The organism is Campylobacter australis (genome assembly GCF_050586305.1).
Lineage (GTDB): Bacteria > Campylobacterota > Campylobacteria > Campylobacterales > Campylobacteraceae > Campylobacter_A.
In genome coordinates this window covers 21,468-45,047 of record NZ_JAXUAA010000008.1, presented here as the reverse complement: position 1 = coordinate 45,047, position 23,580 = coordinate 21,468, and the positions used below count along the sequence as shown (strand labels likewise).

The following is a 23,580-nucleotide window of genomic DNA, read 5'->3' as shown; positions in this document are numbered from 1 at the left end:
AGTTATTAGTGGCTAGCACAATCTAGCCACTTTTTAAAAGCAAAACTACTTTGATAGTTTAGAAATTTCATCTTCTACTATACGAAATTTTAGCCAACCACTTTGGCGTTTTGCTCCAAGACTTTCGTAGAATTTAATGCTAGGCTCATTCCAGTCAAGACACTCCCACTCAAGTCGCCCAAAACCCTCTTTTTTGCAAATTTTAGCAAGCTCTTTTATAAGCACTAACCCTGTACCACGACCGCGAAATTCAGGCTTTATATATAGGTCTTCAAGATAAATTCCAGCTCTGCCTAAAAATGTGGAAAATGAGTAAAAATAGATAGCATACCCCACGACTTCGCCCTTTTCATCACATGCCACAAGGGCTTGTGCGAGCTTTTTTTCAAACAAATGCTCACTAAAAATTACTTCATCTATACAAACCTCGTTTGCCATTTTTTCATACTCTGCAAGCTCGTTGATAAGCGAGATGATCGCCTTTGTATCTGATTTTACTGCTTGTCGTATTGTCATTTTTATCCTTTTATATGATTTTTGCTTTGGCGCTTAGGGTTTGGATTTTAAGTTCGTAAATTTTTGTTATCTTTAGACCTTCTTTTATAGCGTCGTCAAAATACTTCATGTATTGTGGTGTATATTTTTGGCTTAAAATTTTAAGTGCATAAACTTTTCGCTCATCATCGCCCACCTCATACGCCTTTGTTTTTGCGATGGCACTTTTGTACTCTGTCGTAAAGATATTTGATGCTTTGCCTTGTTCTAAGATATTATTGATTTGCTCTTTGCTAAACTTGGGCACCTTAACATCTATGACGCAAACTAACTCAACATCTTTACCATCCTTAAATAGACTAGCTTTACTACCGCCTTTTGCGCCGTGCAAGAAAATGCTATCCTTGTCTCTTACGATAGAAATCGGCACAGAAAAAATTTCACCTCCATCTATACATGAAACCACGGCATACTGCGCACTATCTATGATATGCAAAGCTTCATCTTGACTAAGCTCTCTATCTTTTCTACGCATTTTAATCCTTTTAGGAGTGTAAATGTTTGATGTATTGTAACTTTTGTTAGGTTAAAAAAATTTAAAAGGAAAGCTTCTTTTTTTACTTATAAATCAACATCTATGCCTTGTTTTATCTCAATAGTTATGGTAGTATCGTTAAATTTATGTATGCATCATAGCCATCAGCCATGCTTTTGCACCAAAACTAAAAACCCATATACGAATGTAACTTTGTTTTCATCGCTATTATTGAGCACTGAGAATACCTAAAAATTTTAACACTACATGGTCAGCTTAACATAATCTATACCAAATTTATTAGATCCACAACATAAGCATCTAAACCAAATATCTTTATCACATAAAGTTTGTAGCATAAATTCCATCATTTTTTAACCACAATAAAACCTGTAACAAAAACTTTTTCATATAAACTTTCTACATCTATTATAATCTTTATATAACAAAAGGTTTATCTGTATATAACTTTGTATCTAGTGCCTACGCTACCATGTTATAGTTCTATTCGTTAACTATTGTAGCAAATGTAATTTTACTGCCTTCTATTTGACTTTTTTGTTGCCAATCTTGCCCTAATAATAAACAGCCACTTCAACAGCTTACAACATCAGCTATCTTTAAAATTTTCAATATGCAACCTCTATATTGTCATTTTTCATTGCTTGTTTTTAAATTATTATCAAAACAAGAGTTGGGCATCTATTGTGTTTGTGATACAAAAACTCCGTATTTACTTAAAAATTTACACTAGAATCAATGAGGTATTTAAATATTTTTTGAACAAAAATAAGACTAATAACTAGCATAACAATAACATTTAAAATTACAAATTTAAATTGTAGATTAAAAACCGTAAAGAAAACTAAAAATATAAGAAGTGGTGACCCATACGAGACTCGAACTCGTGTTACCGCCGTGAAAGGGCGATGTCCTAACCGCTAGACGAATGGGCCAACATTGAAAGTTGAAATGGGATTATACAAAATACTTACTTAAATTTTGTTTAAAAAGACAATGTTAAAATACTTTTGCTATAATCATCAAAATTTAAAAGGAAATATTTTGAAAAAATATCTATTTTTACTAGCCACTATATTATTTGCCGGCTGTATGGCAAACATAGCTCCGCAAAGCTCTAAAATCTATCAAGTTACCATTGTATCTGCGATGATTAAGATAAATGATGTTGGTTTTTTGCATGAGTATAAAAATAGCATAAACCTTCAAATTTACAGCTCTGGCATCAACAGTGCAAATATAAAAGTAAGTGATAAAATTTGCGTAAATAGAGTATGTTTTAGCAAAAAAGAGTTTAATGAGAAATTTTTTAAAAATGGACATTATGATGAAATTTTTGCCGATATTATCACAAAAAAGCCAATTTATGAAGGTCAAAATTTTAAAAAAACAGAGTGTGGTTTTAGCCAAATTTTAGATAACGGCTCACTAAAATATGAAATTTGTTCTAACGAAACAAAATTTCAAGATACGAAAAATAATGTTAAAATTATCATAAGGGAGCTTAAATGATGTATATTGGTGCGCATGTAAGCGCAGCTGGCGGTGTTTCAAATGCCCCCATAAATGCCAAAAATATCGGAGCAAATGCCTTTGCACTTTTTGTAAAAAACCAGCGTCAATGGAGCGCAAAACCGCTAGAACAAAGCGAGATAAGCGCCTTTAAGAAAAACTGCGAAACAGCAAACATAAAACCAGAGCACATTTTGCCACATGACAGCTACCTCATAAATTTAGGTCACTTTGACACTCAAAAACGCGAACAAAGCCTAAATGCCTTTATGGACGAGATAGAGCGAGTTAAGGCTCTTGGATTAAGGCTTTTAAATTTTCACCCAGGTTCGCATTTAAAAGAGATAAGCGAAACTCAGTGCCTTGATAATATCGCAGAGTGCATAAATATAGCTCTTAAAAACAGTGAAAATATTAAATTAATAATAGAAAATACCGCAGGTCAAGGCTCAAATTTAGGCTATAAATTTGAGCATTTAGCATACTTAATCGATAAAACATACGATAAATCTAGAATCGGCGTTTGCCTTGATACCTGCCATATGTTTGCCGCAGGATATGATATATCAACTCAAAAATCCTATGAAAAAACGATGGATGAATTTGATGAGATCGTAGGCTTTAGCTATCTTTGTGCAATGCATCTAAACGATGCTAAATTTGGCGTTGGCTCAAAAAAAGATCGGCACGAGAGTATAGGAAAAGGATGCATTGGTGTTAAAGGCTTTGAGTGCATTATAAAAGATAGGCGAATAGGCGATATACCACTCATTCTTGAAACAATAGATGAGAGCATATGGGGTAAAGAGATAGAGCTTTTACGCTCATTTGAGAGCTAAATTTTATCATTTTGGGATATTTTTAAAAAATTTTACAGCCTTAAAAGTATTTAAAAGCTAAAATTGGTTAAACTTAAAGTTCTTAGTTTTGCTAGTTTTGAACGCAAAACACCTAAATTTATACAAAAAGGATAAAAATATGGTTAAAAAGCTTGGACTGAGCTTAGTTTTAGCAAGCACGCTAGTTTATGGTGCGGGTTATAAAATTCCTGAGCAAAGCTCTGATTCGTTAGGACTTTTAGCAAGCAATGTGGCGTGGAGTTTTGGTGCCGATGCGGCATATTTTAACCCTGCAAATATGATGTTTTTAGATCCTCGTCACCACTTTGAGCAAAATGTAGGTTGGTTTCATATAAGTGAAGTCGACTTTAAAGCTGATAATGGCAAGACATATACTTCAAACAACTTTGACTCTCTAGCAACAACATTTAACTTTGTGTCACCAGAGTACTATGCTAACTGGCGTTTTGGTCTAGCTCTTGCTGTGCCTGCTGCACTTGGTATGGCTTGGGATGATCCAAAAGCAGCTTTTACAGCTAAACGCTTTAAGCTTCAAGTTGTTGAGCTTAACCCAACACTAGCATACCGTATCACTGATGGCTTAGCTGTTGCGGCTGGTGTTAGAGGTGTTTATAGTAAAGGTAGAGTAGCAAGTGACTTTGGCGCCATAGGTCAGCGCAACCTAACTGGAGACAGCATAGACTTTGGCTATAATGTCGCACTAACTTATAGACCGATAGAAAATTTATCATTTTCAGCGACATATCGCTCAAAGGTGGATCTGACTGTTAAAGGCGATGCTAAAGCACAAGGGCGTATAGAATACAACGGCAAAGTTAGAGTAGAGATACCGCTGCCTGCGCAGCTTGTCTTAGCAGCAGCATACAACTACCAAGACTTTACGCTTTTGCTAGCCTATGAGCGAACATATTGGTCAAAATTTAAAGGCTATGATTTTGAGTATCCTAATGGAGCACACAAGTCAAATCCACTTTTTATTCGTCTTATGGATAAACCAAGCGAAAGAAAATACAAAGACAATAACACATATCGCCTGGGCTTAGCATATCAAGCAACTCAAAAGCTAAGACTTATGGCTGGTTTTACATATGATGAAGATGTTTCAGATTCTAAAAATACTGGCTTTGAACTACCAAACACAACATCTCGTGCATACTCGCTTGGCTTAAACTATAATGTTACAGATGACCTTGAGCTAGGGCTTGGATATGTTTATCAAGATAGAAGCTCAAAAAGAGCTGAGGGCATACCTGTTGGAGCTAGGGAAACCGTTTCAGGAGAATTTAAAAGCACAAATATACAAATCGTAGGCGTAGGCTTAAAGTATAAATTTTAATTTTAGGTGAAAAAATGGGATACAAATATCAAAACTTATATCAAAATTTAGCTGATGTAGCTATTGCTAGACCAAAGTCGGTAGCACTTTATGAGGAAAGTTCAAAAACAACTTATATAGAGCTAAAACGAAAAGTAGATGCGGTGGCTGGCTATCTGCAAGGTTGTGGTGTGCATTTTGGCGATAAAGTTGCGATGTTTGTACAAAACTCAAGTGAGTTTATCATCAGCTACCTAGCCATCACTGCATTAGGTGGCGTAGCTGTACCTATAAATACCTTTTTAAAATTTGAAGAGCTTGCCTACATACTAAGCGACTGTAAAGCAAAAATTCTCATCGCGTCAAGCCCTTTATCAAAGGAGCTAAAAAAGGTTGATGAGCTAGCTCTTGAGCGCATTATATGGATCGGTAAAAATCAACGCATTAAACCAAAACAAATACAAAATGAACAAGATGAATACGGAGAAAGCTTGTATCTTGATGGTGCGGCAAATATGTCTTGTGAAAAAGATGTTAGCTTTGATGACGCTTTAGCATGTCAAAGATCGGTTGAAATTTTAAAACAACCTACACTAAACGATCTTGTGCACATCATATACACCTCTGGTACAACAGGTAAACCAAAAGGTGCCATGATAACATATAAAAATATAATATCAAATTTGCATGGCACGACAAGTAGATTTTGCGTAAGAAAAAGCGATAGGTTTTTGGTATTTTTACCGATGTTTCATAGCTTTACACTAACTGCGATGGTTCTTTTACCTCTTTATAATGGCGCTTCTAGTATTTTAATAAAGTCTGTTTTCCCATTTTCAAATGTTTTAAAACAAGCTTTATTAAAAAGAGCAACTGTATTTTTAGGAATCCCATCTATTTATACGGCTATCGCAAAGGCAAAAATTCCTTGGTATTTTCGCTGGTTTAATAAGATTAGAATTTTTGTTAGCGGCGCCGCACCACTTGCACAACAAACCATTGATGACTTTAAGGCAAAATTCCCACGAGCAAAACTTATAGAAGGATACGGACTTAGCGAATGCTCTCCTATAGTCTCAGCAAATTTATTTGAAAAGCAAAAACTTTTAAGTGTAGGACTTCCGCTTGATGAGTATGAGGTAAAAATAGTCGATGATGAAATGGTGGAAGTTGAAACTGGCGAGATAGGCGAGATAATCGTCAAAGGCGACTGTGTTATGCAAGGATATCTTGGCATAAAAGATGATACTACAGTTATAAATGGCTGGCTAAGGACTGGGGATTTAGCAAAAGTTGATGAAGATGGCTTTATATTTATAGTAGATAGAAAAAAAGACCTTATAATCTCAAAAGGTATAAATATATATCCTCGTGAGATAGAAGAGGTTATCTACAAGCTAGAAAGTGTTGAGGCATGCGCTGTTATAGGCGTAAAAGACGAGCATGCCGATGAAGAGGTTGTGGCGTTTATACAGCCAAAAGATGATATTGAGCTAAATGAAAAGAGCGTAAGAGCCTACCTAAAGTCACACCTTGCAAACTATAAACTTCCAAAAACCATACATATAGTCTCAGAGCTTCCTAGAAATGCGACTGGCAAGGTCTTAAAACGCGTTTTAAAAGAACAAATTTCAAAAGAGGAAATAGCTGTAAGTGAAACATCTGTTTGAGTTTTTAAGCACAGAGACATCGGCTAGCAAAGTAGATACTCTTATAAGTTGCACTGAAAATGAGCGTGAAATTTTAAAAACGCTTACCAAAAACTACATACAAGGAAGTGCTAGCATAGTTGTTTATGAGCTTTTTGCTCAGCTTTATGATACAAGCAAAAATGAGCATTTAAGCCACTTAGATGACATAAAATCACTCTATGATAAGGGCTGGATAACTCAAAGCTTTGGTTTTTTTAAAGAGCAAAAAGCAAATTTTGCACTACTTTCACTTTTGCACTCTGAAATTTCACTAAGCAATAGTTTTTTAAAACTGCTTGAAATTGGCTCGCTAAGCCTTGAGCTTCCTGAAATTTCAGCTTATAGTGACCATCTTGGCTACTTAAAAGATCAGTTTTTACGTATAGAACTTTATGAAAAAAGGTCACTTTTTTCAGGGTCACCAAAAGCAAAAAAACATATAAATGAGCAAATTTTAGAGTGCGAAACTCATATTAAAAAATGTCTTGAATTAAGTAAAATAAATCTAAAAATAGAGCAAATTTTTAAAGAAAATGGTCTAAATGAAAAAGAGCAGATACTCTTTCTGGCGCTTTTAAAGCAAGAATATATCGTTGGCGAGCAAATGGGTGCTGAGCTATCAAGCCTGCTTGCATTAATAGGAGACGATGAGCTAGAAAGAGCAAGTGCTAAAAATTTGCTTGATGAGAGCTCAAAGCTCGTTGAAAATGGGCTTATAGAGTATGATGAGATATTAAACGCATTTGGCAATATAACTCAAAGTTTTTTTATACAAGATGAAATTTTGCAAGAGATAATGCACCCACAAAGCACCAAAATCGACAAGAAACTAAAGCTAGAAAATATCGTAAAAGAGCAAGAAATTTTTGAACTTATAGAGCCGACTACAAATATAAATGATGTTGTGCTAAACGAACAGACAAAAGAGCTGTTAGAGTCTATATTAAAGCAGGTTGATAAAAAGGTTTTAGCACGACTAAATAATTGGGGGGTTAAGTCTCGCAAAGGAATTGACGCAAAGATTATATTTTACGGTGAGGCTGGAACTGGTAAAACCATGAGTGCTGTAAGCCTAGCAAAAAGCCTAAAAAAGCAGGTTCTTAGCTTTGACTGCTCAAAAATTTTAAGCAAATATGTGGGCGAGAGCGAGCAAAATGTTAGGAAAATTTTTGACAGCTATAAAGAAATTTGTAAAAAGACAAAGTCTGAGCCAGTTTTACTTTTAAATGAAGCAGATCAGTTTTTAAGCACAAGAGTTAGCGGTGGAAATAATATTGATAAAATGCACAATCAAATGCAAAATATATTCCTAGAACAAATCGAGCGTTTTGAAGGTGTATTGATCGCTACTACAAACTTTCTAGAAAGCCTTGATAGTGCTTTTTCGCGCAGGTTTGATTATAAGATCGAATTTAAAAAGCCAGACTTTAAAGCTAGACTTGCTATCTGGAGAAAAATTTTACCAGAAAATGCCAGTTTTGAAGATGGTTTTGATGTTGCAAAACTAGCAGAGTATAGCCTAAGTGGCGCACAGATTGTGTTGGTATTAAAAAATACCGCACTAAAAGTTGCAACAAAAGATGATGGAATTTTTTTCTTTGAAGACTTTAAGGCAACTATTGAGCGTGAGCTAAGCTCGGCATTTGGCGAAGAAAAAAGAGTTGGACTTTTAAGATAGGCAAGTCTTAGAGTTCTTTTGTATCATTTTTAGGCTTTTTTAAAATTTAAGTCTTAAAATTTATCATTTAGACTATAAGCTATCTGCTGGAGTTGGTTTGCCTAGCAAGAAGCCTTGTGCATAGTGGATATTAAAGTTTCTTACCTGCTCTAAAATTTCAGGCGAGCTAACAAACTCAGCAACGATTTTATAGTTTTGCTTTGAAGCAAAAGTCACTATCGTTTCGACCAAATATCTTGCGTTTTGATCTGTTGGAAGCTTTTTAATAATGGAACCGTCTATTTTGATATTATCTATATCAAGCTCTAAAATTCGGTAGTAGTTTGAGTATCCAGAGCCAAAATCATCGATAGAAATTTTACTTCCATACCCCTTAATATGCTTAATAAACGAAGCGATAACATCATAGTCGCCTATCTCCTCGCTCTCTAAAATTTCAAAGCAAATACGACTTGCATCTGAGCAAATTTGTAGTTTTTTATCCAAAAACTCACGCACAGACTGATCTATTATATCAACACCAGAAAGATTAACAGAGAAAGTGTAGTCTGGATAGCGCTCAACCAAGGCAAATGCATGCTCTATGACTTTTTTAGTTATTTGTGTATAAAGCTGTGCTTGTAGGGCAACATCTAAAAATTCCCCAGGGTATCGTACCTTACCGCTTTGATCGATGATGCGTACCAAAATTTCATAATAAGTCGCCTTTTCTTCGGACTTAGCAACATCAAAAATACCCTGACACTCGACTATAACAGTGTTGTTTTCTATCGCATACTCGATAAGTTGTGTAACAGACTGGTTCTTGTGATACCTTAGCTCGATAGCATCATTTTCTTGATACTCGTAAAGCTCACTACCAAGGCTTTTTGCATGCTCTTTAGCAAGTATGGTTTGAACAAGACGGTTAGTTTGTGGTGTATCAAAAGGCAAACTAACACCGATAATAGTCTTTAAACCAGGTAGCGTTTCACTCTTTCCATCAACTTCTATTTGTATCTGTGAAAAGCCAAAATAATCTTGTATATATCCTATATCTTCACCCAAACGATCACCGTTATACCAAAGATAAAACTCATCATCTTGAAAGCGATAAAGCTCGGCATTTATCTCAGATGTTTGCACGCATAGCTTTAGAGTGTTTGCAAATGCTAAAAGCATAGCATCAATAACCTTTGTCTGATAAAAAAATCGCAAATTATCAAAATTTTTAATACCTATGCTAATTATAACCCCATCTTTTTGCTCTTCTAGAGTCTCGCCCATCGCAAAGTAGTTGCCAAAACCAGTAAGTTTGTCTATACTAGACTGTGTCTTTAACTGCTCATTTTTTAACTCAAGTTCCCTAACGATATTTGTTTCTTTGGTTTTGTCCATCTTGATACCTATAAAACCAAGATGTTTTTGCTCAAACACAAAAGGTACAAAACGCACACTCTCATATATATATTTGCCACTTTTGCTACGACTTATAAGCTCGTCGCTGCTAAATTCTTTTGCGTATTTCACAGCATCTTGCATCTTTTTGTAAAAGCCTTCGCTATGCAGGTTTGACTTTAAAATTCCAGGATTTTTACCTATAAGCTCATCTTTATCATACTCACTAACTCTTTCAAATGTTTTATTTGCATATGAGATTAAATTTTGCTTATCAGTAAACATGATGGAGCTAAAGCCCTCATTTACGGCTGTTTTATAAAGTTCAAGGTCTATTTGCATCTTTCTTGAAGCAACTAAAAGCCAAGATACAAGAGCTGCCAAAATAAACAACAATACTAAAGAGATAAGACCATAAATTTTAAGCTTATTTATCTCTTGAGTATAATGTTTTGTATAAATTTCATTTAGCTCTTTAAATTTGGATTTGAGATTTATCCTAGTGTTTTGCTCGGCTATATCAGTCATCTTAATAATTGAACTAAGTACGAAATTTAGCTTTGCTAGCGACTCGCTTGAGATAACATTGTTTTGCTCAAAAAGCTTTATGCTAAGCATTTGTATCTCATTTTCCATATCGTTTATGTCTTCAATCGTGGCAAATTTTGAGTTTTTGATACGCATCATTATCGATCTTATCTCTTTTTGATGTTCAGTAACACTCTCAAGCTCAATCTCGCTTTGCCTTAGCATGGTTATAGCGCCAGCATTTATGTAGTTAAAACGCTCGATTAAAAGAGCCTTTTCATTAAATGCCTTAATGAGCTCTTTCATTAAATTTTCATCAAAAATTTTACCACTTATACTAAACAAGCCAAACTCTAGCTCTTCTAAAACATTGTTGATATTATCATAGTTTTTAAGCACAAGTTTATTTGAAAAATACTCATCTATATCGTGATTTTTAAGCTGTAGATTTACTATCATATCCTCGATGTATTGGTTATTTTTCATCTGCTCATTTAGATAAAGCATTCTAATCATTATAAAAAATAGCATCAAAACGCACAAGAATATAAGAAATTTGATATTTTTACTTTTCATTTTAGTATCCTTGGGCGCTCACCACTTAGGCTCATTAGAAATTTATAAAGCTTATCAAGCTCATCTTGACTTAGCGACCTTGCTAGCTGTATCTTTGCAACCCTTTCTATCACATCTTTTAATAAAACTATGCTTCCATCGTGCAAGTATGGGGCTGTTCTGCCGATATTTCTAAGCGGTGGAACCCTAAAAAGCTCATTTTTTACATCTTGACCTTCATCTGACATCATGTGTCTATGAAAGTCTGCTTGATGTCTTAAATTTGCTCCTAGATTAACACCATTATGGCAAGCCGAGCAGCCTATTTTATTAAAAATTTCAAACCCCTCTTTTTGATCATCACTCAGTGCATTTTTATTACCAAGCAAATATCTATCAAAAGGCGAGTCGGCAGTATATATAGCCTTTATAAAGTGCTCAAGCACATCAACTATGTTGTTTGTATTTATACTATCATCATAAATTTCTTTAAAAGTCGTACGATAATCGCTGGTTTTATTTAAAACACTTATTATCAGATCTTCGCTTGAGCCTAGCTGTTCGTGAGATAGTAAAGCTATTTTTATCTGATCTTTTAAGCTTCTGATATTTCCACTTATAGTGTAAAGATAGTTATGTGCAGCGTTGATAATAGATGGTGGGTTTATCGCATTTTCATGAACCTTTGTTCTTACTGTTCCGCTAAAATCCCAATAAAGATTATGGCAGCTCTCGCACGAAACAGTGCCATTTGGGCTAATGCGCTTGTCAAAGAAAATTCTCTTACCAAGCTGAGCCTTACTCTCATCATATTTTAACCCAAGCGAAGGCACAAATAGCTCATCACTAAGTGCAAACACTGCAAAAAAAAGTATCAAGATTATCTTACGCATCTACTCTCCAAAAAAAGGATATTATACCCTAAAAGACAAAAAGGCTCATTAAAGAATTTATCTCTTCTTCTATCTGCTTGTCAAATTTCATCTGCACAAACAGCTTTTTTATCTCGTTTTTATCGGGTTTTAAGCCATTTATCTCAAGATGCCAACATATATTTTCTAAAGCCTCATCTTTTGTGCGAATAGCAACTCTTTTTTCACTTAAATTTTGTTTTTTATAGCTTATATCATTTGCTTTTAGCCACTCTTCTAGCAAATTTGCGCTACTTCCACTTTGTGGCGTTACTCCAAAGTGTGTAAAAAATGGCTCAAGTAAGCTTGAGTGTCTTGTTGCGGCAAAATTTAGATAAATTTTTTGTTTTGCACAGGAGTTAAATTTGGTAAAATTTTCTTCACTTTTTATCGCTGGGCTCATCGTGCAAAGGGCTATGTCATAGCATTTTTCTAAATTTGCTTCATCAAATGTAGCACAGCTTGTGCTTAGGTTTTTTACATTAAATTTTTGTGCGTCCTCTTTTAAAATCTCAAGCATGCCAAAAGAGCTATCTATGCCTAAAATTTCAGTGCAAATTTTTGCGATATAAAGAGTATAAACACCGGTTCCACAACCCACATCAACAACGCTTTTTTGACTAAAACTAACATCCCAGCTGTCTAAAATCTCAAACACCCTGCCACCAAATTCTGTCAAAAAGCCATTAAATCTTGGATATTTATTTGACTTCTTATCCCAAAGATGCGCCCTACTCGCACTCACCACAAATCCCCTTTACAACTACACTTTTTATATTTTTTACATTTTTTAGTTTTGGTACTTCAATACTTGTTACCTTGTGGCAAACATCACAGACAAAATACGCTTTCGCACCGCTTCCAAGCTCGTAGAAATTTTTATGATTATTCTCAGTTTTTACAACTATTGCGTGCTGCTCAAAAAGCTCCATATTACGATAAAATGTCGTCTTGTTCGCATCTAATTGACTTAAAATTTCATCATACGCAAGTGGCATACTTGTTTTGCTTAGTATCTCAATAATCTTTATACGAAGTGGGGTCGCTTGTATTTGATGTTCTTTTAAAAAATTTTCTATATCCATCATTTAACCTTTTTGTATATAATATCTTGAAAATACTAAAATTTGCATTATTTTTTATCTTTTTGATTTAAGTTGCAACTTAGTTGCATTTTGCTAAACTTTCTCAAAATTTTTAAGGAGAAACGATGAAAAAAATCTTTATGTTGCTATGTATTAGCGCAGTTGCGATCTTTGCTAAGCCACAAGTTAGCGTATCTATAATCCCAACAAAATACTTTGTCGAGCAAATAGCTGGAGATACAGTTGATGTAAATGTCATGGTAGGAGCAGGTGCTGATCCGCACACTTATGAGCCAAAACCAAAGCAGATGACAGAGCTAGAAAAAAGCGAAATTTACTTTGCTGTTGGTATAGAATTTGAAGATGTTTGGCTAGAAAAATTTAAACAAAACTATCCAAAAATGCAAGTTGTACCTACGCAGGATGGCATTGAGCTTATAAAAATGGTTGAGCACGGACACTCACACGATGGTCATGCCCACGGTCCACACTGCGACCATCATCACGGCGAATTTGATCCGCACATTTGGCTAGATCCAGTGATAGTAAAAACTCAAGCCGCAAATATAGCAAAAGCATTGTCTGAAAAATACCCAGCAAACAAAGAGCTTTATGCAAAAAATTTAGCTAAATTTGAGACAAATCTTGATGCACTTGATAAAGAGATATCACAAAAACTTAGCAGTATCAAAAATAGAAAATTTATGGTATATCATCCATCTTGGGGCTACTTTGCAAAACGCTATAATTTAGAGCAAATAGCCATCGAGGCTGGCGGAAAAGAGCCAAAGCCAGCACAGCTTGCTGAGCTTATCAATGAGGCAAAAGAGCATGATATAAAAGTTGTTTTCGTAGCTCCAAATTTTAGCAAAAAAGCAGCACAAACCATCGCCGCTCAAGCTGGTGCACAAGTCGTTGAAGTCGATCAACTCCCATTAAAATGGGAAGAGAGCATGAGACAAATGACGGAAATTTTGGCAAAAAGTAACTAAGTTTGAGAATTTTTAGAATCTTAGTCTTTGTATTTTTACTCGTTCAAAGTGCGTTTTCATGCGCACTTTGCGCACTTTACTCACCAACAGCACATGTTAGCGTAAGCCTTAGCAAAAACCAAAATAAACTTGATAGCATTACTTTTATATGGGTTTTTTCTGAAAATTTTACTCAGCTTATGTTACAAAGCTATGATGTAAATGCCAACAACGAGCTTGATGAAAATGAGCTAAAAGTCGTACGAAGCAACTTGCTTGACTATCTTGTACCAAACGAATATCTTACAAATTTAGCCTACTACTACGACAAAGAGCAAGAGCAAAAGATAAATTTAAAAAGTAAGGATTATGAGCTATTTATCCAAGATAACAGACTAAAATTTAAAATCATTTTTGCACTTGATATAGAGTTAAAAAATTCGCTCGTTCTTAGCATAGAGAGCTTTGATAAAGGCGGCTTTTTTAACTTTATGTTTGAAAATTCAAAAGCTCACAATCTTGGAGATGATATCTACTTTACTCAAAACTCAAACGCAAATATAGCATTTTTAGAGCTTTCAACAAAAGATGCGGCAATAGAATTTGATAAAAAGCCAGCCTTAAAAGATCTTCTAAAAACGCCAGATCAAATAAGCAAGAGTGATACTTACGCACAAATAGACGCACTTGATACACAAAAATTTGATGCTATCACAAAGGCGAGTCTAGGCTTTTTAGACCGTATAAAAGAGCTTATGAAAAGTGATGAAAACTCGGCAAAAACACTGTTTTTCATAGCATTTTTCTCATTTATATATGGCTTTGCACACGCAGCTGGTCCAGGGCATGCTAAAAGTCTTACTGGCTCGTTTTTTGCCGTAAATGGCGGAAATGCGATGGGTGCTTTAAATTTTGCTATGAAAGTTGGCTTTTTGCATGTTTTTGGCTCATTTATACTCGTTTGCATTAGCTTTTTTGCACTTAGCAACATCAGCGAAACAACAAAACAAGCAAGCCAAATAACAAGCATAGCTTGTGGTGTTTTAATCGTCTTTATATCACTTTTTTTACTTTATAAAAATTTAAAACCGCAAAAAAAGACGCAAAATATAAAATGGAGCACACATGAAAGTGGCTGTTCTTGTTCGGCGTGCAAGGCTTTAGAGATTGGCAAAAATGGCAAAAGTGAGCTTGGCGTGACGCTGGCCGCAAGCCTTATACCATGTCCTGGTGTGATTATGGTTTTTTTACTGGCTTTTGAGCTAAAGGGCTATGCAAGTGCGGCTATTAGCGCTATCTTTATGGCGCTTGGTATGAGTGTTGTGATATTTACCGCCGCAATAATTGGTGCAAAAATAAACCAAAAACTACTCAATAAACAAATTTTTAAAACGCTTCAGATCATCGCCCTAGCCTTCATGTGCGCACTTGGAGTTATGATGATACTAAATGCAAAGGGCGGTGTGTTGTGAGCGACATTAAGATACAAAATTTAAGCTTTGGCTATGATAGTCAAGTTGTTTTAAAAGATATAAACTTAAGCTTTAGTACGAGCGATTTTTTGGCTATCATAGGACCAAATGGCGGAGGCAAAAGTACGCTTTTAAAGCTTATGCTTGGACTTTTAACTCCAACTAGTGGAAGTGTTGAAATTTTTGGGAAAGAGCCAAGTCAAATGAGCGCACAAATCGGCTATGTCCCGCAAAGTTTCACGCTAAATCCAAGCTTTCCGTTACGGGTTTTAGATGTCGTCTTAATGGGTCTTATCGAAAAGAAAATTTTTGGTTTTTATACAAACAAACAAAAAGAGCAAGCCATAAAAGCTCTTAAAAAAGTCGATATGCAAAATTTTAAAAATGCCAAAATAACCGAACTTAGCGGAGGTCAAAGGCAAAGAGTCTATATCGCAAGAGCCTTGGTAAGCGAGGCAAAAGTGCTTATGCTTGACGAACCAACAGCTAGCATAGATACAAAAACACAAGCCGAAATTTACACTTTACTAAAGCGCATAAATGACAGTGGAGTTGCCATAGTTTTAGTAAGTCACGATGCAAATATCGCACTAAGCTTTGCTAATAAAGTAGCCTATGTAAGCACAAATTTACACCTGCATGAGCTAAAAGCTGATCAAAATAGGCAAGACTTCATTTATCATCTAGCAACTAATCACAACCACTTTTGCGATGTTGAGCTTGCCTTAAAAGAGTGTGGCTGTGCATAAGAAATTTTGTAAAAAGGTCAAAAATGCTTGAGATTTTAAGACTAGAGTTTATGCAAAATGCCGTTATATCAGGGATTTTGATAAGCATAGTGTGTGGAGTTATCGGCTCGCTTGTAGTTGTAAATCGCATGGGCTTTATCGCTGGCGGTATCGCACACGGAGCTTATGGTGGTATCGGCATAGCCTTTTTTTTCTCGCTTGAGCCATTGCTTGGGGCTAGTGTTTTTTCACTACTTCTTGCTCTGCTTATCGCATTTATTACGCTAAAAGATAGAGCAAAATCAGATGCGGTTATAGGTGCGATCTGGGCATTTGGTATGGCAATAGGCATCATCTTAATAGACCTTACACCAGGATATAATGTTGATCTTATGAGCTATCTTTTTGGCTCTATTCTAACAGTAAGCAAAAGTGATATAAATTTCATGATAGCCTTAAATTTAGGCTTTATCGTCATCGTATCACTTTTTTACAGACAGCTTGTAGCCATAAGTTTTGATATGGAATTTGCAAAACTTCGTGGAGTAAAGACTGAAATTTTTTACTACTTACTTGTTTGCATGATGGCGCTTTGTGTGGTTGCTACGATACGAGTTGTAGGGCTTATTATGGTTATCGCACTACTAAATTTACCACCTATAATCGCCAGTCGCTTCTCAGGCTCACTTGGAGCTATGATGGCGCTGTCTGCACTGCTTTCAACGATATTTTGCATGTGCGGGCTTGTGCTTAGCTACTACTTTAACCTAACAAGTGGCGCTAGTATCATCTTAGTAGCTTCTATTTGCTTCTTTGCTTTTTGTTTTAAAAGGCGATAATAAATACGCCCCAAGCTCACTTATTAAAACTCCACATATAATCATCGCTGCGCCAAAAATTTGCCATAAAGTTAATATCTCTGCACCAAAATAATACCCAACAAACCCTGCAGATACGGGCTCAAGCGAGAAAAATAGTGCTGCTTTTGTAGCCGTAGTGTATCGCTGCATAGCCGTTTGCAAAAAATAGCAAAATATCGTCCCAAACACAACAGTGATAACTATCGCTCTAAAAAACGGCTCATCAAGCACTGGCATGACACCATTTTCAAATACAAATGCACACCCAAATGAGATAATAGCAATGACAAAAAATACAGTGCAAACAAGCGTATAAAGCTCACATTTAACAACAAAATGTCCATTTAAGACTGTATAAAGCGCGTAAAACACGGCACAAAGTAGAGCAAAAAGCTCGCCAAATCCAAGCCCAAGCTTAGCGTCACTTAAAAACCATAACCCAAATATGGCAACAAATGCCCCAATTATCGCAAAAACACTCACACCTTGTCTAAAGCATGCCGCCGCTATAAATGGGACTATAACACACTCAAACCCAGTTATAAAGGCTACAGTCGAGCTATAAGTAAGCTTTAGTGCAAAAGTTTGAAAAGCAAACGAACTAAATAGCACGATGCCTAGCACGATGCCGTATTTAACTGAGTTTATATCAAATTTTTTAGCCAGCTTTAGTGCGACTAAACTCATAAAAGTTCCACTTAGAAAGAAACGCCAAAACAACATGACAAAAACGCCATTTGTTTTTAGCGCCTCCCCCATAGGCAAAAATGTAATACCCCAAACAAGCGCGACAACGATAAGGGCAAGATCTGCTTTAGTTTGTAGAGTCATTTACTGCAAAATACCCTTTAATATATCAGCACCTTTACCCATCACGCCATCACGAAGCGCCTGCTCTTTTTGCCACATAACCTCAAAAAGACCCTCTAATGTCTTTCGTGAAATGTAGCTATTTAGATCCTCGTCATCGTTTGGCAAGACATCTTTTACACCAAAATTTGCGGCTATATTTTTTATATTATTTGCCATTTCGCCTTTTAAAATTTTACTATCTTTGACATAGGAATTTAGCGTATTATAGGCATTTGCAAAGCTATTTTTACTCATCATATCTGAGATGATTGGCTTAAAAATAGCATCTAGCCTAGAGCTAGCATTTTTTTGCATGTACTGCGTAACAGAGCTCTTAGAGTCTTGAAATAGACTTTTTAACTCATCTTCTCGCATATTTTTTACCACATCAGCAATAACCACACTAGCCCCGCTCACTGCTTTTGTGGCACTTTGATTGATAGCTTTTATCATCTCATTTGCATACTTTTCACCACCAACACTTTTTGCAAGTGTTGGTGCTGTTTTTAGCGCTGATGGAAGCTCGATTTTAGCGACTGAGTTATTTAAAAAACCATTTTTACTAAGCTCATTTACAGAGACTTCAAGCGCTCGCACAACGATACTTTTATAATCTCCAGAATTTACTTCTTTAGAGGCATCTCTTATCGTATTTATAGCACTATTTAGATCAAATGCTTGCAAATTTAAAGCTGTTAAAGCGGCAAAAAATATAAGAGTTTTTTTTCATTTTCTATCCTTTTTAAAAAGTCCAAATTTTAGCCAAAAGCAATTAATAAGTGCTTAATGCAGAAAATTTTGTTAAAATACACGCTTTTAAAGGAGAAAAATGCTACTTTTAATAGCCCTTGCCCTTGCCATGGACAGCGTAGCTTTAAGTCTTGCAAACGGAGCAAACTGCCAAAATTTAGCCTTTAAAAGTGTTGCTAAGATGGCTTTTATATTTGCGTTTTTTCAAGCGATTATGCCATTTTTAGGTTATATTTTGGGACTTAGTTTTGTCAATTTTATCAAACAAGTTGATCATTTTATAGCTTTTATTATCTTAGTATTTTTGGGCTTAAAAATGATAAAAGACAGCCGTGCAAACCAAGATGAATCGTGCCTTTTTGATAGTCTTAAAATTTCAGTTTTAATAGCTGGAGCATTTGCAACAAGTATCGATGCTTTGGTGGTTGGTGTTACTTTTGCCTTTGATGATATAGCCATTTTAAATGCCTGTTTTATTATAGGGATAGTTTGTTTTATTCTTTGTATTTTGGGCTTTTATCTTGGCAAATTTGCGGGGAAATTTTTACAAGATAAAGCCCTAGTTTTGGGTGGAGTTATACTTATATTGCTTGGAGTTAAAATTTTAGCCCAACACCTTAGCGATCATGGATTTTAGTGGCTAAATTTCTATCTCTATACCAACAGGGCAGTGATCACTTCCCATTATCTCAGGTAAGATAAAGGCATCTTTTAGACGCTCTTTTAAGCTAGCTGAGATGAAAAAATAATCAATCCTCCAGCCAACATTTTTTGCCCTTGCATTAAAACGATAGCTCCACCACGAGTAAGCATCGCTCTTATCGCCATTCATGTAGCGAAATGTGTCGATAAAGCCACTTTGTACGACTCTATCTATCCACTCACGCTCGATAGGCAAAAAGCCAGAAGTCTTAGAATTTGCCTTTGGATTTTTTAAGTCTATCTCTTTGTGAGCAGTATTAACATCGCCGCAAAATATCACATCCTTGCCACTTGCAGTAAGTTCGTTTATGTATTTTAAAAAATTTTCATAAAATTTCATCTTGTATTCTAGTCGCTCATCATCCTTTTGTCCATTTGGAAAATAGATATTAAAAAGTACCACATTGCCGAACCTATGCTCCAAAACTCGCCCCTCGATATCATTAAAAAAGGCAGATTTTTGCGTATGCATATCAAATTTACTTAAACTCATCACGCCAGAATACCCAGATCTCCCACCCGAATTTACGCTAATATCAGAAAAGCCAAGCTTATACATCTGGCTTGGCACATCAGTATCTTTGACCTTTATCTCTTGCAAACCAACAAAATCCGCACCAAAATTTTCAAGCCAAGCAAATCCATCCTTTGCAACCACGGCACGAAGTCCATTTACATTCCAACTAATTAGTTTCAAATTTTATCCTTTTATTTTTGTCTGGTATAATAGCGTATAAATTTTAAAAAGGCAAAGCGTGAGAAACCAACCAAGATATAAATTCTTTAAAAACTGGGGCTATGCAATGGCTGGATTTAAGGATATTTTTAAAAACGAAAGTAGTTTTAGGCTTGAGCTATATACTTTTTTGCTTGGTTTTTGTTTGCTTTTTGTCTTGGATTTTGGGTTGTTAATAAATTTATTTTTGATTTTTTCTATGATTTTAGTTTTAGTTTGCGAGTGTATAAACTCAGCCATCGAGCGAGTAGTAGATCTAGCAAGCCCAGACTTACACCCTTTGGCTGGTGCGGCAAAAGATGCAGCAAGTGCTGCTGTAATGTTTTGCAATATTCTCTGCGCAACACTTTGGATATATGCTATACTTGTAAAATTTGGTGTGTTATGAGTGAGAGAGAAAGGCTGATTTTTGCTGCTATTCTTGGCGAAAAAAAGCTTGAAATTTTGGAGTTTTTACTACAAAATAGCGATGAAAATGGCTTTGTAAGCACTACCGTAAATGAAATTTGCACAAAGCTAAATGTCAGCAAACCAACCACCATAAACACACTAAAAATTCTTGAAAATAAGAAAATTTTTAAGAGAGTAAAAAATGGAATTTATCATTTTCGAATGTAAATTTTAGATAAAAATATAAAAACTTTAAATAAATTTAAAATAAAATACGTTAAAATATTACTTAAACTTCACAAATTTGAGGAAAAAATGTTCGAGCATTTCCTGCCCGCCTTCTTACTAACTGTTTTTTTAAGCATTATTTTAAATGTTATTCTTAAAAGGTATGAGATACCAACCATCATCGGCTACATCATAACAGGAACCGTAATCTCTGAATTTTTTAATCTAAAAAGTAGTGACTCACTCGTACATATCGCAGAATTTGGCATAGTATTTTTAATGTTTACAATAGGTCTTGAATTTAGCTTCAAGCATCTTTTAAAGATGAAAAATGAGGTTTTTGTAAATGGAAGCTTGCAAGTTTTTATCTCGGGTGCTTTGCTTGCTGTTTTTGTCTATTATACGCTTAACTTAGAAACAGATAATGCCATTATAGTTGGGCTTGCACTCGCACTTTCATCAACAGCCATAGTGCTTAAAATTTTAAATGATAGCGGCGACATCACACAAAGATACGGTAGAAAATCACTTGGAATTTTAATATTTCAAGATATTGCCGTGATACCGATACTTATCATGGTTGATATGCTAAGCTCATCTCAAACTTCGTTAAACGAGCTACTTTTACGCACTTTCCTTGGCGCACTCTTGCTTATAATTATGCTTTATATAGTTGGAAAATACCTAGTAAACTGGCTTTTAAATAAAGTTATTCAAACAAACTCACAAGAAATTTTCATCGCCACAGTATTTTTTATGGTTGTTGGATCAAGCGCGCTTGCAAATACTCTTGGCTTTTCATTCTCGCTAGGTGCATTTTTGGCGGGAATGATGATAGCAGAAACTGAACACAAGCATAAAATAGAAGCCGACCTCATCCCATTTCGCGACATTTTACTTGGCATATTTTTTATCAGTATCGGCATGCAAATTAATATACCAGTCATCGCATCAAACATCTTCATAATCCTTTTTATCGGCATTTGTGCGATGTTTACAAAGGCGATTGTTATATTTTGCATACTTCGCACATATCAGACCCTGCGAGTTTCATTTAAAACAGCTGTTACTATAGCGCAGATAGGAGAATTTGCACTAGCTGTCTTTGGACTTATGACAACTCGTGGTTTGCTGGACCCTAAAACATCACAAATTCTAATCGCCTCATGTGTTATATCTATGTTTTTAACCCCTTTTATACTTAAAAAGTTAAATTTTGTAGCCGATAAAATAGAAAAAGAGATAATTATCGAACCAGAACAGACAATAAAACAGCAGAAAATTTCAAACCATATCGTTATCTTTGGCTATGGAAACCTAGGTCAAGAAATAGTCTTGCAAGTTAAGGCTAGACATCTACCATACCTTGTTATAGAGAGCGATTTAGGGCTCGTTGAGCTTGGTAGAAGTCGCGGTGAAAATGTATTTTTAGGAAATGCCTTTCAAGATCATACTTTTGAATACGCCTGCGTAAGAAGTGCAGCTGCCGTAATAATCGCTGTTTCAAACGAACAAAAGCTTGAGCTTATCACAAAAACTGTTTCAGGATATACAGAAAGAATTCAAACCGTCATGATGATAAGCGAACAAGAGCGTCGCGAGAAAATGTTTGATGATCTGGGGCAAAATTTCTACTTTGTAAAGCAAGAAAAGGCGCTTGGCGAAATAATGGTAAGGCGCGCGCTTGAGTGTCAAATAGGCACAACAAAGCACCACTTTACTAAAGTCACCGATGATGAAGTGGTAAAAGCAAATTTCTTAAGATCATTTGATTAAAGTTTTTCATATTTTTGCAGAAATTGTAAATAAAATTATAAAGTCCGCAAAAATTTTAAGAATAGCAAGTTTATAAAAACTTTATTTTTAAATTTTATAGCGTTTAAATAGATGTTTTGTTGTGTAAGTTTGATTAAAGCCCAGCTGCCAGTAACGCTTCACTTTGATGGTGAGCGATAAGCGGCTCGATGATCTCATCAAACAGCCCAGCAGCCATTATAGCATCAAGACGATAAAGTGTTAAGTTTATGCGGTGGTCGCTTATGCGATTTTGCGGGAAGTTGTATGTGCGGATACGACCGCTTCTATCTCCAGTACCTACCTGACTTTTTCGCTCACTCATCTCTTTTTCAAGGCGCTCTTGCTCTTGCATCTCATAAAGCCTAGCTTTTAGAACTTTCATCGCAGCCTCTTTGTTTTTATGCTGGCTTTTTCCGTCTTGGTTTGTTACAACAATACCAGTCGGTATATGCGTGATACGAACGGCACTATCGGTAGTATTTACAGATTGTCCGCCATGACCTGAACTGCGCATAACATCTATTCGAAGATCTTTCTCAGCAATCTGAACCTCACTATCTTCAACCTCTGGCATGATAGCCACAGTAACAGCGGAAGTATGTACCCTACCTTGACTTTCAGTCTCTGGAACACGCTGAACTCTATGTGTGCCGCCTTCAAATTTCATACGAGAGTATGCGCCAGCGCCCTTAACGAGCAAGATAATCTCTTTAAATCCCCCCACACTACCTTCACTTTGACTTACTATCTCAAATTTCCATCCGCGAAGCTCAGCATATCGTATATACGCGTTAAATAAGTCGCCCACAAAAAGAGCAGCCTCATCTCCGCCAGTACCAGCACGAATCTCTAGAAATATATTTTTATCATCATTTGGATCTTTTGGAAGTAGGAGAATTTTGATCTCATTTTCTAGCTCTTCTTTGCGAGATTGAGCGCTTTTTAGCTCCTCTTTGGCTAGATCGCCAAGCTCGGCATCATCGAGTAAATTTTTATTCTCCTCGATATCATTTAAGGTTTGTAAATACTCACTAGCAGCCTCCTTGATCGCCTCAAGAGATGACTGCTCTTTTGAAAGTTTAGTCATCTTTTCTATATCTGTGATAATATCTGGATCGCTTAAAAGCGTTGAAATTTCGTTATAGCGATCCAAAAATGGCTGGAGTTTGCTTGCTAGCATTAAATAATTATGCGATTTTTAGAGTATTTACAAGTTTAGCTAAACGACCGACACGGCGTGAAGCTGTTTGTTTTTTCAAAAAGCCCTTGCTTACGAAACTGTGTAGGCTTTTGTTTGCTACTTTTAGTGCCTCAGTTGCGGCATTTATATCTTTTGCTTCAACAGCCACCACAACAGCTTTTGTTATATTTTTAAGTCTTGTGCGGTAAAATCTGTTTCTCTCAGTTCTCTTAATCGTCTGTCTAGCTCTTTTTTCAGCAGATTTGTGATTTGCCATTAAATTACCTTTTTATAAAATTAGTCCGTGATTATATAAAATTTAGTTTTAAATTGTGCTTAATTTAAGTGAAT

At 35.6% G+C, this 23,580-nt stretch carries 23 protein-coding genes, 1 tRNA gene and 1 pseudogene; 13 read left to right on the top strand and 12 right to left on the bottom strand.

Going from position 1 to position 23,580, the window contains the following annotated elements:
• Window positions 1–45: 45 nt before the first annotated feature.
• The 3 genes from U5B17_RS08650 to U5B17_RS08640 all read right to left on the bottom strand — a co-directional run bounded on the left by U5B17_RS08650 (window position 46) and on the right by U5B17_RS08640 (window position 1,986).
• Window positions 46–516: a GNAT family N-acetyltransferase gene (locus U5B17_RS08650; protein WP_430804950.1), complete on the bottom strand. Its 471-nt coding sequence runs from the start codon at window positions 514–516 to the stop codon at window positions 46–48.
• 10 nt (window positions 517–526) lie between these two features.
• Window positions 527–1,030, bottom strand: coding sequence for a pyridoxamine 5'-phosphate oxidase family protein (locus U5B17_RS08645; RefSeq protein ID WP_430804949.1), 504 nt, complete (start codon window positions 1,028–1,030; stop codon window positions 527–529).
• Window positions 1,031–1,911: 881 nt separating this feature from the next.
• Window positions 1,912–1,986 (bottom strand) — tRNA-Glu (locus tag U5B17_RS08640).
• Between the two features lie 109 nt (window positions 1,987–2,095).
• Between U5B17_RS08640 and U5B17_RS08635 the strand changes: the two genes are divergently transcribed.
• From U5B17_RS08635 to U5B17_RS08615, 5 genes are all read left to right on the top strand, one after another.
• Window positions 2,096–2,563 (top strand): hypothetical protein, encoded by a 468-nt coding sequence (locus U5B17_RS08635; RefSeq protein WP_430804948.1) that lies wholly within the window; start codon window positions 2,096–2,098, stop codon window positions 2,561–2,563.
• Window positions 2,560–3,402 (top strand): deoxyribonuclease IV, encoded by an 843-nt coding sequence (gene nfo / locus U5B17_RS08630; RefSeq protein WP_430804947.1) that lies wholly within the window; start codon window positions 2,560–2,562, stop codon window positions 3,400–3,402. The genes U5B17_RS08635 and nfo overlap by 4 nt, the downstream gene beginning before the upstream one ends.
• A 139-nt stretch (window positions 3,403–3,541) precedes the next feature.
• Window positions 3,542–4,759, top strand: a complete 1,218-nt coding sequence (locus U5B17_RS08625) for an OmpP1/FadL family transporter (protein WP_430804946.1) — start codon at window positions 3,542–3,544, stop codon at window positions 4,757–4,759.
• 14 nt (window positions 4,760–4,773) lie between these two features.
• The gene (locus U5B17_RS08620; RefSeq protein WP_430804945.1) at window positions 4,774–6,408 is read left to right on the top strand and encodes a long-chain-fatty-acid--CoA ligase; all 1,635 of its coding nucleotides are present in this window, start codon (window positions 4,774–4,776) and stop codon (window positions 6,406–6,408) included.
• Window positions 6,392–8,107, top strand: coding sequence for an ATP-binding protein (locus U5B17_RS08615; protein ID WP_430804944.1), 1,716 nt, complete (start codon window positions 6,392–6,394; stop codon window positions 8,105–8,107). Before U5B17_RS08620 ends, U5B17_RS08615 begins: the two co-directional genes overlap by 17 nt.
• Window positions 8,108–8,179: 72 nt before the next feature.
• Here U5B17_RS08615 and U5B17_RS08610 read toward each other — a convergent pair whose 3' ends face one another.
• The 4 genes from U5B17_RS08610 to U5B17_RS08595 are packed head-to-tail and all read right to left on the bottom strand — an operon-like array spanning window position 8,180 to window position 12,563.
• Window positions 8,180–10,588 (bottom strand): EAL domain-containing protein, encoded by a 2,409-nt coding sequence (locus U5B17_RS08610; protein ID WP_430804943.1) that lies wholly within the window; start codon window positions 10,586–10,588, stop codon window positions 8,180–8,182.
• Window positions 10,585–11,460 (bottom strand): cytochrome-c peroxidase, encoded by an 876-nt coding sequence (locus U5B17_RS08605; RefSeq protein WP_430804942.1) that lies wholly within the window; start codon window positions 11,458–11,460, stop codon window positions 10,585–10,587. The genes U5B17_RS08610 and U5B17_RS08605 overlap by 4 nt, the downstream gene beginning before the upstream one ends.
• 28 nt (window positions 11,461–11,488) lie before the next feature.
• Entirely contained in the window at window positions 11,489–12,223 is a 735-nt protein-coding gene (locus U5B17_RS08600; RefSeq protein ID WP_430804941.1) for a class I SAM-dependent methyltransferase, read from the bottom strand.
• Window positions 12,210–12,563 carry a Fur family transcriptional regulator gene (locus U5B17_RS08595; RefSeq protein WP_430804940.1) on the bottom strand — a complete coding sequence of 118 codons (354 nt, stop codon included), beginning with the start codon at window positions 12,561–12,563 and terminating at the stop codon, window positions 12,210–12,212. Before U5B17_RS08595 ends, U5B17_RS08600 begins: the two co-directional genes overlap by 14 nt.
• A gap of 125 nt (window positions 12,564–12,688) precedes the next feature.
• Here U5B17_RS08595 and U5B17_RS08590 point away from each other — a divergent pair, with 125 nt between their 5' ends.
• Genes U5B17_RS08590 through U5B17_RS08575 form a run of 4 tightly spaced genes read left to right on the top strand, consistent with a single transcriptional unit; the run spans window position 12,689 to window position 16,573 of the window.
• Window positions 12,689–13,555 carry a metal ABC transporter solute-binding protein, Zn/Mn family gene (locus U5B17_RS08590; protein WP_430804939.1) on the top strand — a complete coding sequence of 289 codons (867 nt, stop codon included), beginning with the start codon at window positions 12,689–12,691 and terminating at the stop codon, window positions 13,553–13,555.
• A gap of 2 nt (window positions 13,556–13,557) precedes the next feature.
• On the top strand, window positions 13,558–15,006 hold the full coding sequence (locus U5B17_RS08585) for a DUF1007 family protein (protein ID WP_430804938.1): 1,449 nt from the start codon (window positions 13,558–13,560) through the stop codon (window positions 15,004–15,006).
• On the top strand, window positions 15,003–15,755 hold the full coding sequence (locus U5B17_RS08580) for a metal ABC transporter ATP-binding protein (protein WP_430804937.1): 753 nt from the start codon (window positions 15,003–15,005) through the stop codon (window positions 15,753–15,755). The genes U5B17_RS08585 and U5B17_RS08580 overlap by 4 nt, the downstream gene beginning before the upstream one ends.
• A 23-nt stretch (window positions 15,756–15,778) precedes the next feature.
• Window positions 15,779–16,573, top strand: coding sequence for a metal ABC transporter permease (locus U5B17_RS08575; RefSeq protein ID WP_430804935.1), 795 nt, complete (start codon window positions 15,779–15,781; stop codon window positions 16,571–16,573).
• On the opposite strand, the gene U5B17_RS08570 is transcribed toward U5B17_RS08575, so the two are convergent.
• Window positions 16,526–17,425 carry a DMT family transporter gene (locus tag U5B17_RS08570; RefSeq protein ID WP_430804934.1) on the bottom strand — a complete coding sequence of 300 codons (900 nt, stop codon included), beginning with the start codon at window positions 17,423–17,425 and terminating at the stop codon, window positions 16,526–16,528. The genes U5B17_RS08575 and U5B17_RS08570 overlap by 48 nt on opposite strands.
• On the bottom strand, window positions 17,426–18,130 hold the full coding sequence (locus U5B17_RS08565) for a DUF4197 domain-containing protein (RefSeq protein WP_430804933.1): 705 nt from the start codon (window positions 18,128–18,130) through the stop codon (window positions 17,426–17,428).
• A 145-nt stretch (window positions 18,131–18,275) separates the two neighbouring features.
• Here U5B17_RS08565 and U5B17_RS08560 point away from each other — a divergent pair, with 145 nt between their 5' ends.
• On the top strand, window positions 18,276–18,833 hold the full coding sequence (locus U5B17_RS08560) for a manganese efflux pump MntP (RefSeq protein ID WP_430804932.1): 558 nt from the start codon (window positions 18,276–18,278) through the stop codon (window positions 18,831–18,833).
• A 3-nt stretch (window positions 18,834–18,836) separates the two neighbouring features.
• Here the strand turns inward: U5B17_RS08560 and U5B17_RS08555 are convergent, their stop codons facing one another.
• Window positions 18,837–19,595, bottom strand: coding sequence for an exodeoxyribonuclease III (locus U5B17_RS08555; protein WP_430804931.1), 759 nt, complete (start codon window positions 19,593–19,595; stop codon window positions 18,837–18,839).
• 58 nt (window positions 19,596–19,653) lie between these two features.
• On the opposite strand from U5B17_RS08555, the gene U5B17_RS08550 reads away from it, so the two are divergent.
• The 3 genes and pseudogenes from U5B17_RS08550 to U5B17_RS08540 all read left to right on the top strand — a co-directional run.
• On the top strand, window positions 19,654–20,022 hold the full coding sequence (locus U5B17_RS08550) for a diacylglycerol kinase (RefSeq protein WP_430804930.1): 369 nt from the start codon (window positions 19,654–19,656) through the stop codon (window positions 20,020–20,022).
• Window positions 20,019–20,252 (top strand): winged helix-turn-helix domain-containing protein, encoded by a 234-nt coding sequence (locus tag U5B17_RS08545; RefSeq protein ID WP_430804929.1) that lies wholly within the window; start codon window positions 20,019–20,021, stop codon window positions 20,250–20,252. The genes U5B17_RS08550 and U5B17_RS08545 overlap by 4 nt, the downstream gene beginning before the upstream one ends.
• An 87-nt stretch (window positions 20,253–20,339) precedes the next feature.
• Window positions 20,340–21,950: pseudogene (locus U5B17_RS08540) on the top strand (cation:proton antiporter); the annotation flags it as partial.
• A gap of 211 nt (window positions 21,951–22,161) precedes the next feature.
• On the opposite strand, the gene prfA reads toward U5B17_RS08540, so the two are convergent.
• Both prfA and rpsT read right to left on the bottom strand, forming a co-directional pair.
• Window positions 22,162–23,229 (bottom strand): peptide chain release factor 1, encoded by a 1,068-nt coding sequence (gene prfA, locus U5B17_RS08535; protein WP_430804928.1) that lies wholly within the window; start codon window positions 23,227–23,229, stop codon window positions 22,162–22,164.
• A gap of 7 nt (window positions 23,230–23,236) precedes the next feature.
• Entirely contained in the window at window positions 23,237–23,506 is a 270-nt protein-coding gene (rpsT, locus tag U5B17_RS08530) for a 30S ribosomal protein S20 (protein ID WP_430804926.1), read from the bottom strand.
• Window positions 23,507–23,580: the final 74 nt, after the last annotated feature.

Bases quoted from the DNA above. Each gene is read 5' to 3' on its own strand.
- U5B17_RS08605 (WP_430804942.1), bottom strand. From the start codon at position 11,460: ATGCGTAAGATAATCTTGATACTTTTTTTTGCAGTGTTTGCACTTAGT.
- U5B17_RS08610 (WP_430804943.1), bottom strand. From the start codon at position 10,588: ATGAAAAGTAAAAATATCAAATTTCTTATATTCTTGTGCGTTTTGATG.
- rpsT (WP_430804926.1), bottom strand. From the start codon at position 23,506: ATGGCAAATCACAAATCTGCTGAAAAAAGAGCTAGACAGACGATTAAG.
- U5B17_RS08650 (WP_430804950.1), bottom strand. From the start codon at position 516: ATGACAATACGACAAGCAGTAAAATCAGATACAAAGGCGATCATCTCG.
- prfA (WP_430804928.1), bottom strand. From the start codon at position 23,229: ATGCTAGCAAGCAAACTCCAGCCATTTTTGGATCGCTATAACGAAATT.
- U5B17_RS08560 (WP_430804932.1), top strand. From the start codon at position 18,276: ATGCTACTTTTAATAGCCCTTGCCCTTGCCATGGACAGCGTAGCTTTA.
- nfo (WP_430804947.1), top strand. From the start codon at position 2,560: ATGATGTATATTGGTGCGCATGTAAGCGCAGCTGGCGGTGTTTCAAAT.
- U5B17_RS08595 (WP_430804940.1), bottom strand. From the start codon at position 12,563: ATGGATATAGAAAATTTTTTAAAAGAACATCAAATACAAGCGACCCCA.
- U5B17_RS08645 (WP_430804949.1), bottom strand. From the start codon at position 1,030: ATGCGTAGAAAAGATAGAGAGCTTAGTCAAGATGAAGCTTTGCATATC.
- U5B17_RS08575 (WP_430804935.1), top strand. From the start codon at position 15,779: ATGCTTGAGATTTTAAGACTAGAGTTTATGCAAAATGCCGTTATATCA.
- U5B17_RS08590 (WP_430804939.1), top strand. From the start codon at position 12,689: ATGAAAAAAATCTTTATGTTGCTATGTATTAGCGCAGTTGCGATCTTT.
- U5B17_RS08570 (WP_430804934.1), bottom strand. From the start codon at position 17,425: ATGACTCTACAAACTAAAGCAGATCTTGCCCTTATCGTTGTCGCGCTT.
- U5B17_RS08620 (WP_430804945.1), top strand. From the start codon at position 4,774: ATGGGATACAAATATCAAAACTTATATCAAAATTTAGCTGATGTAGCT.
- U5B17_RS08545 (WP_430804929.1), top strand. From the start codon at position 20,019: ATGAGTGAGAGAGAAAGGCTGATTTTTGCTGCTATTCTTGGCGAAAAA.
- U5B17_RS08625 (WP_430804946.1), top strand. From the start codon at position 3,542: ATGGTTAAAAAGCTTGGACTGAGCTTAGTTTTAGCAAGCACGCTAGTT.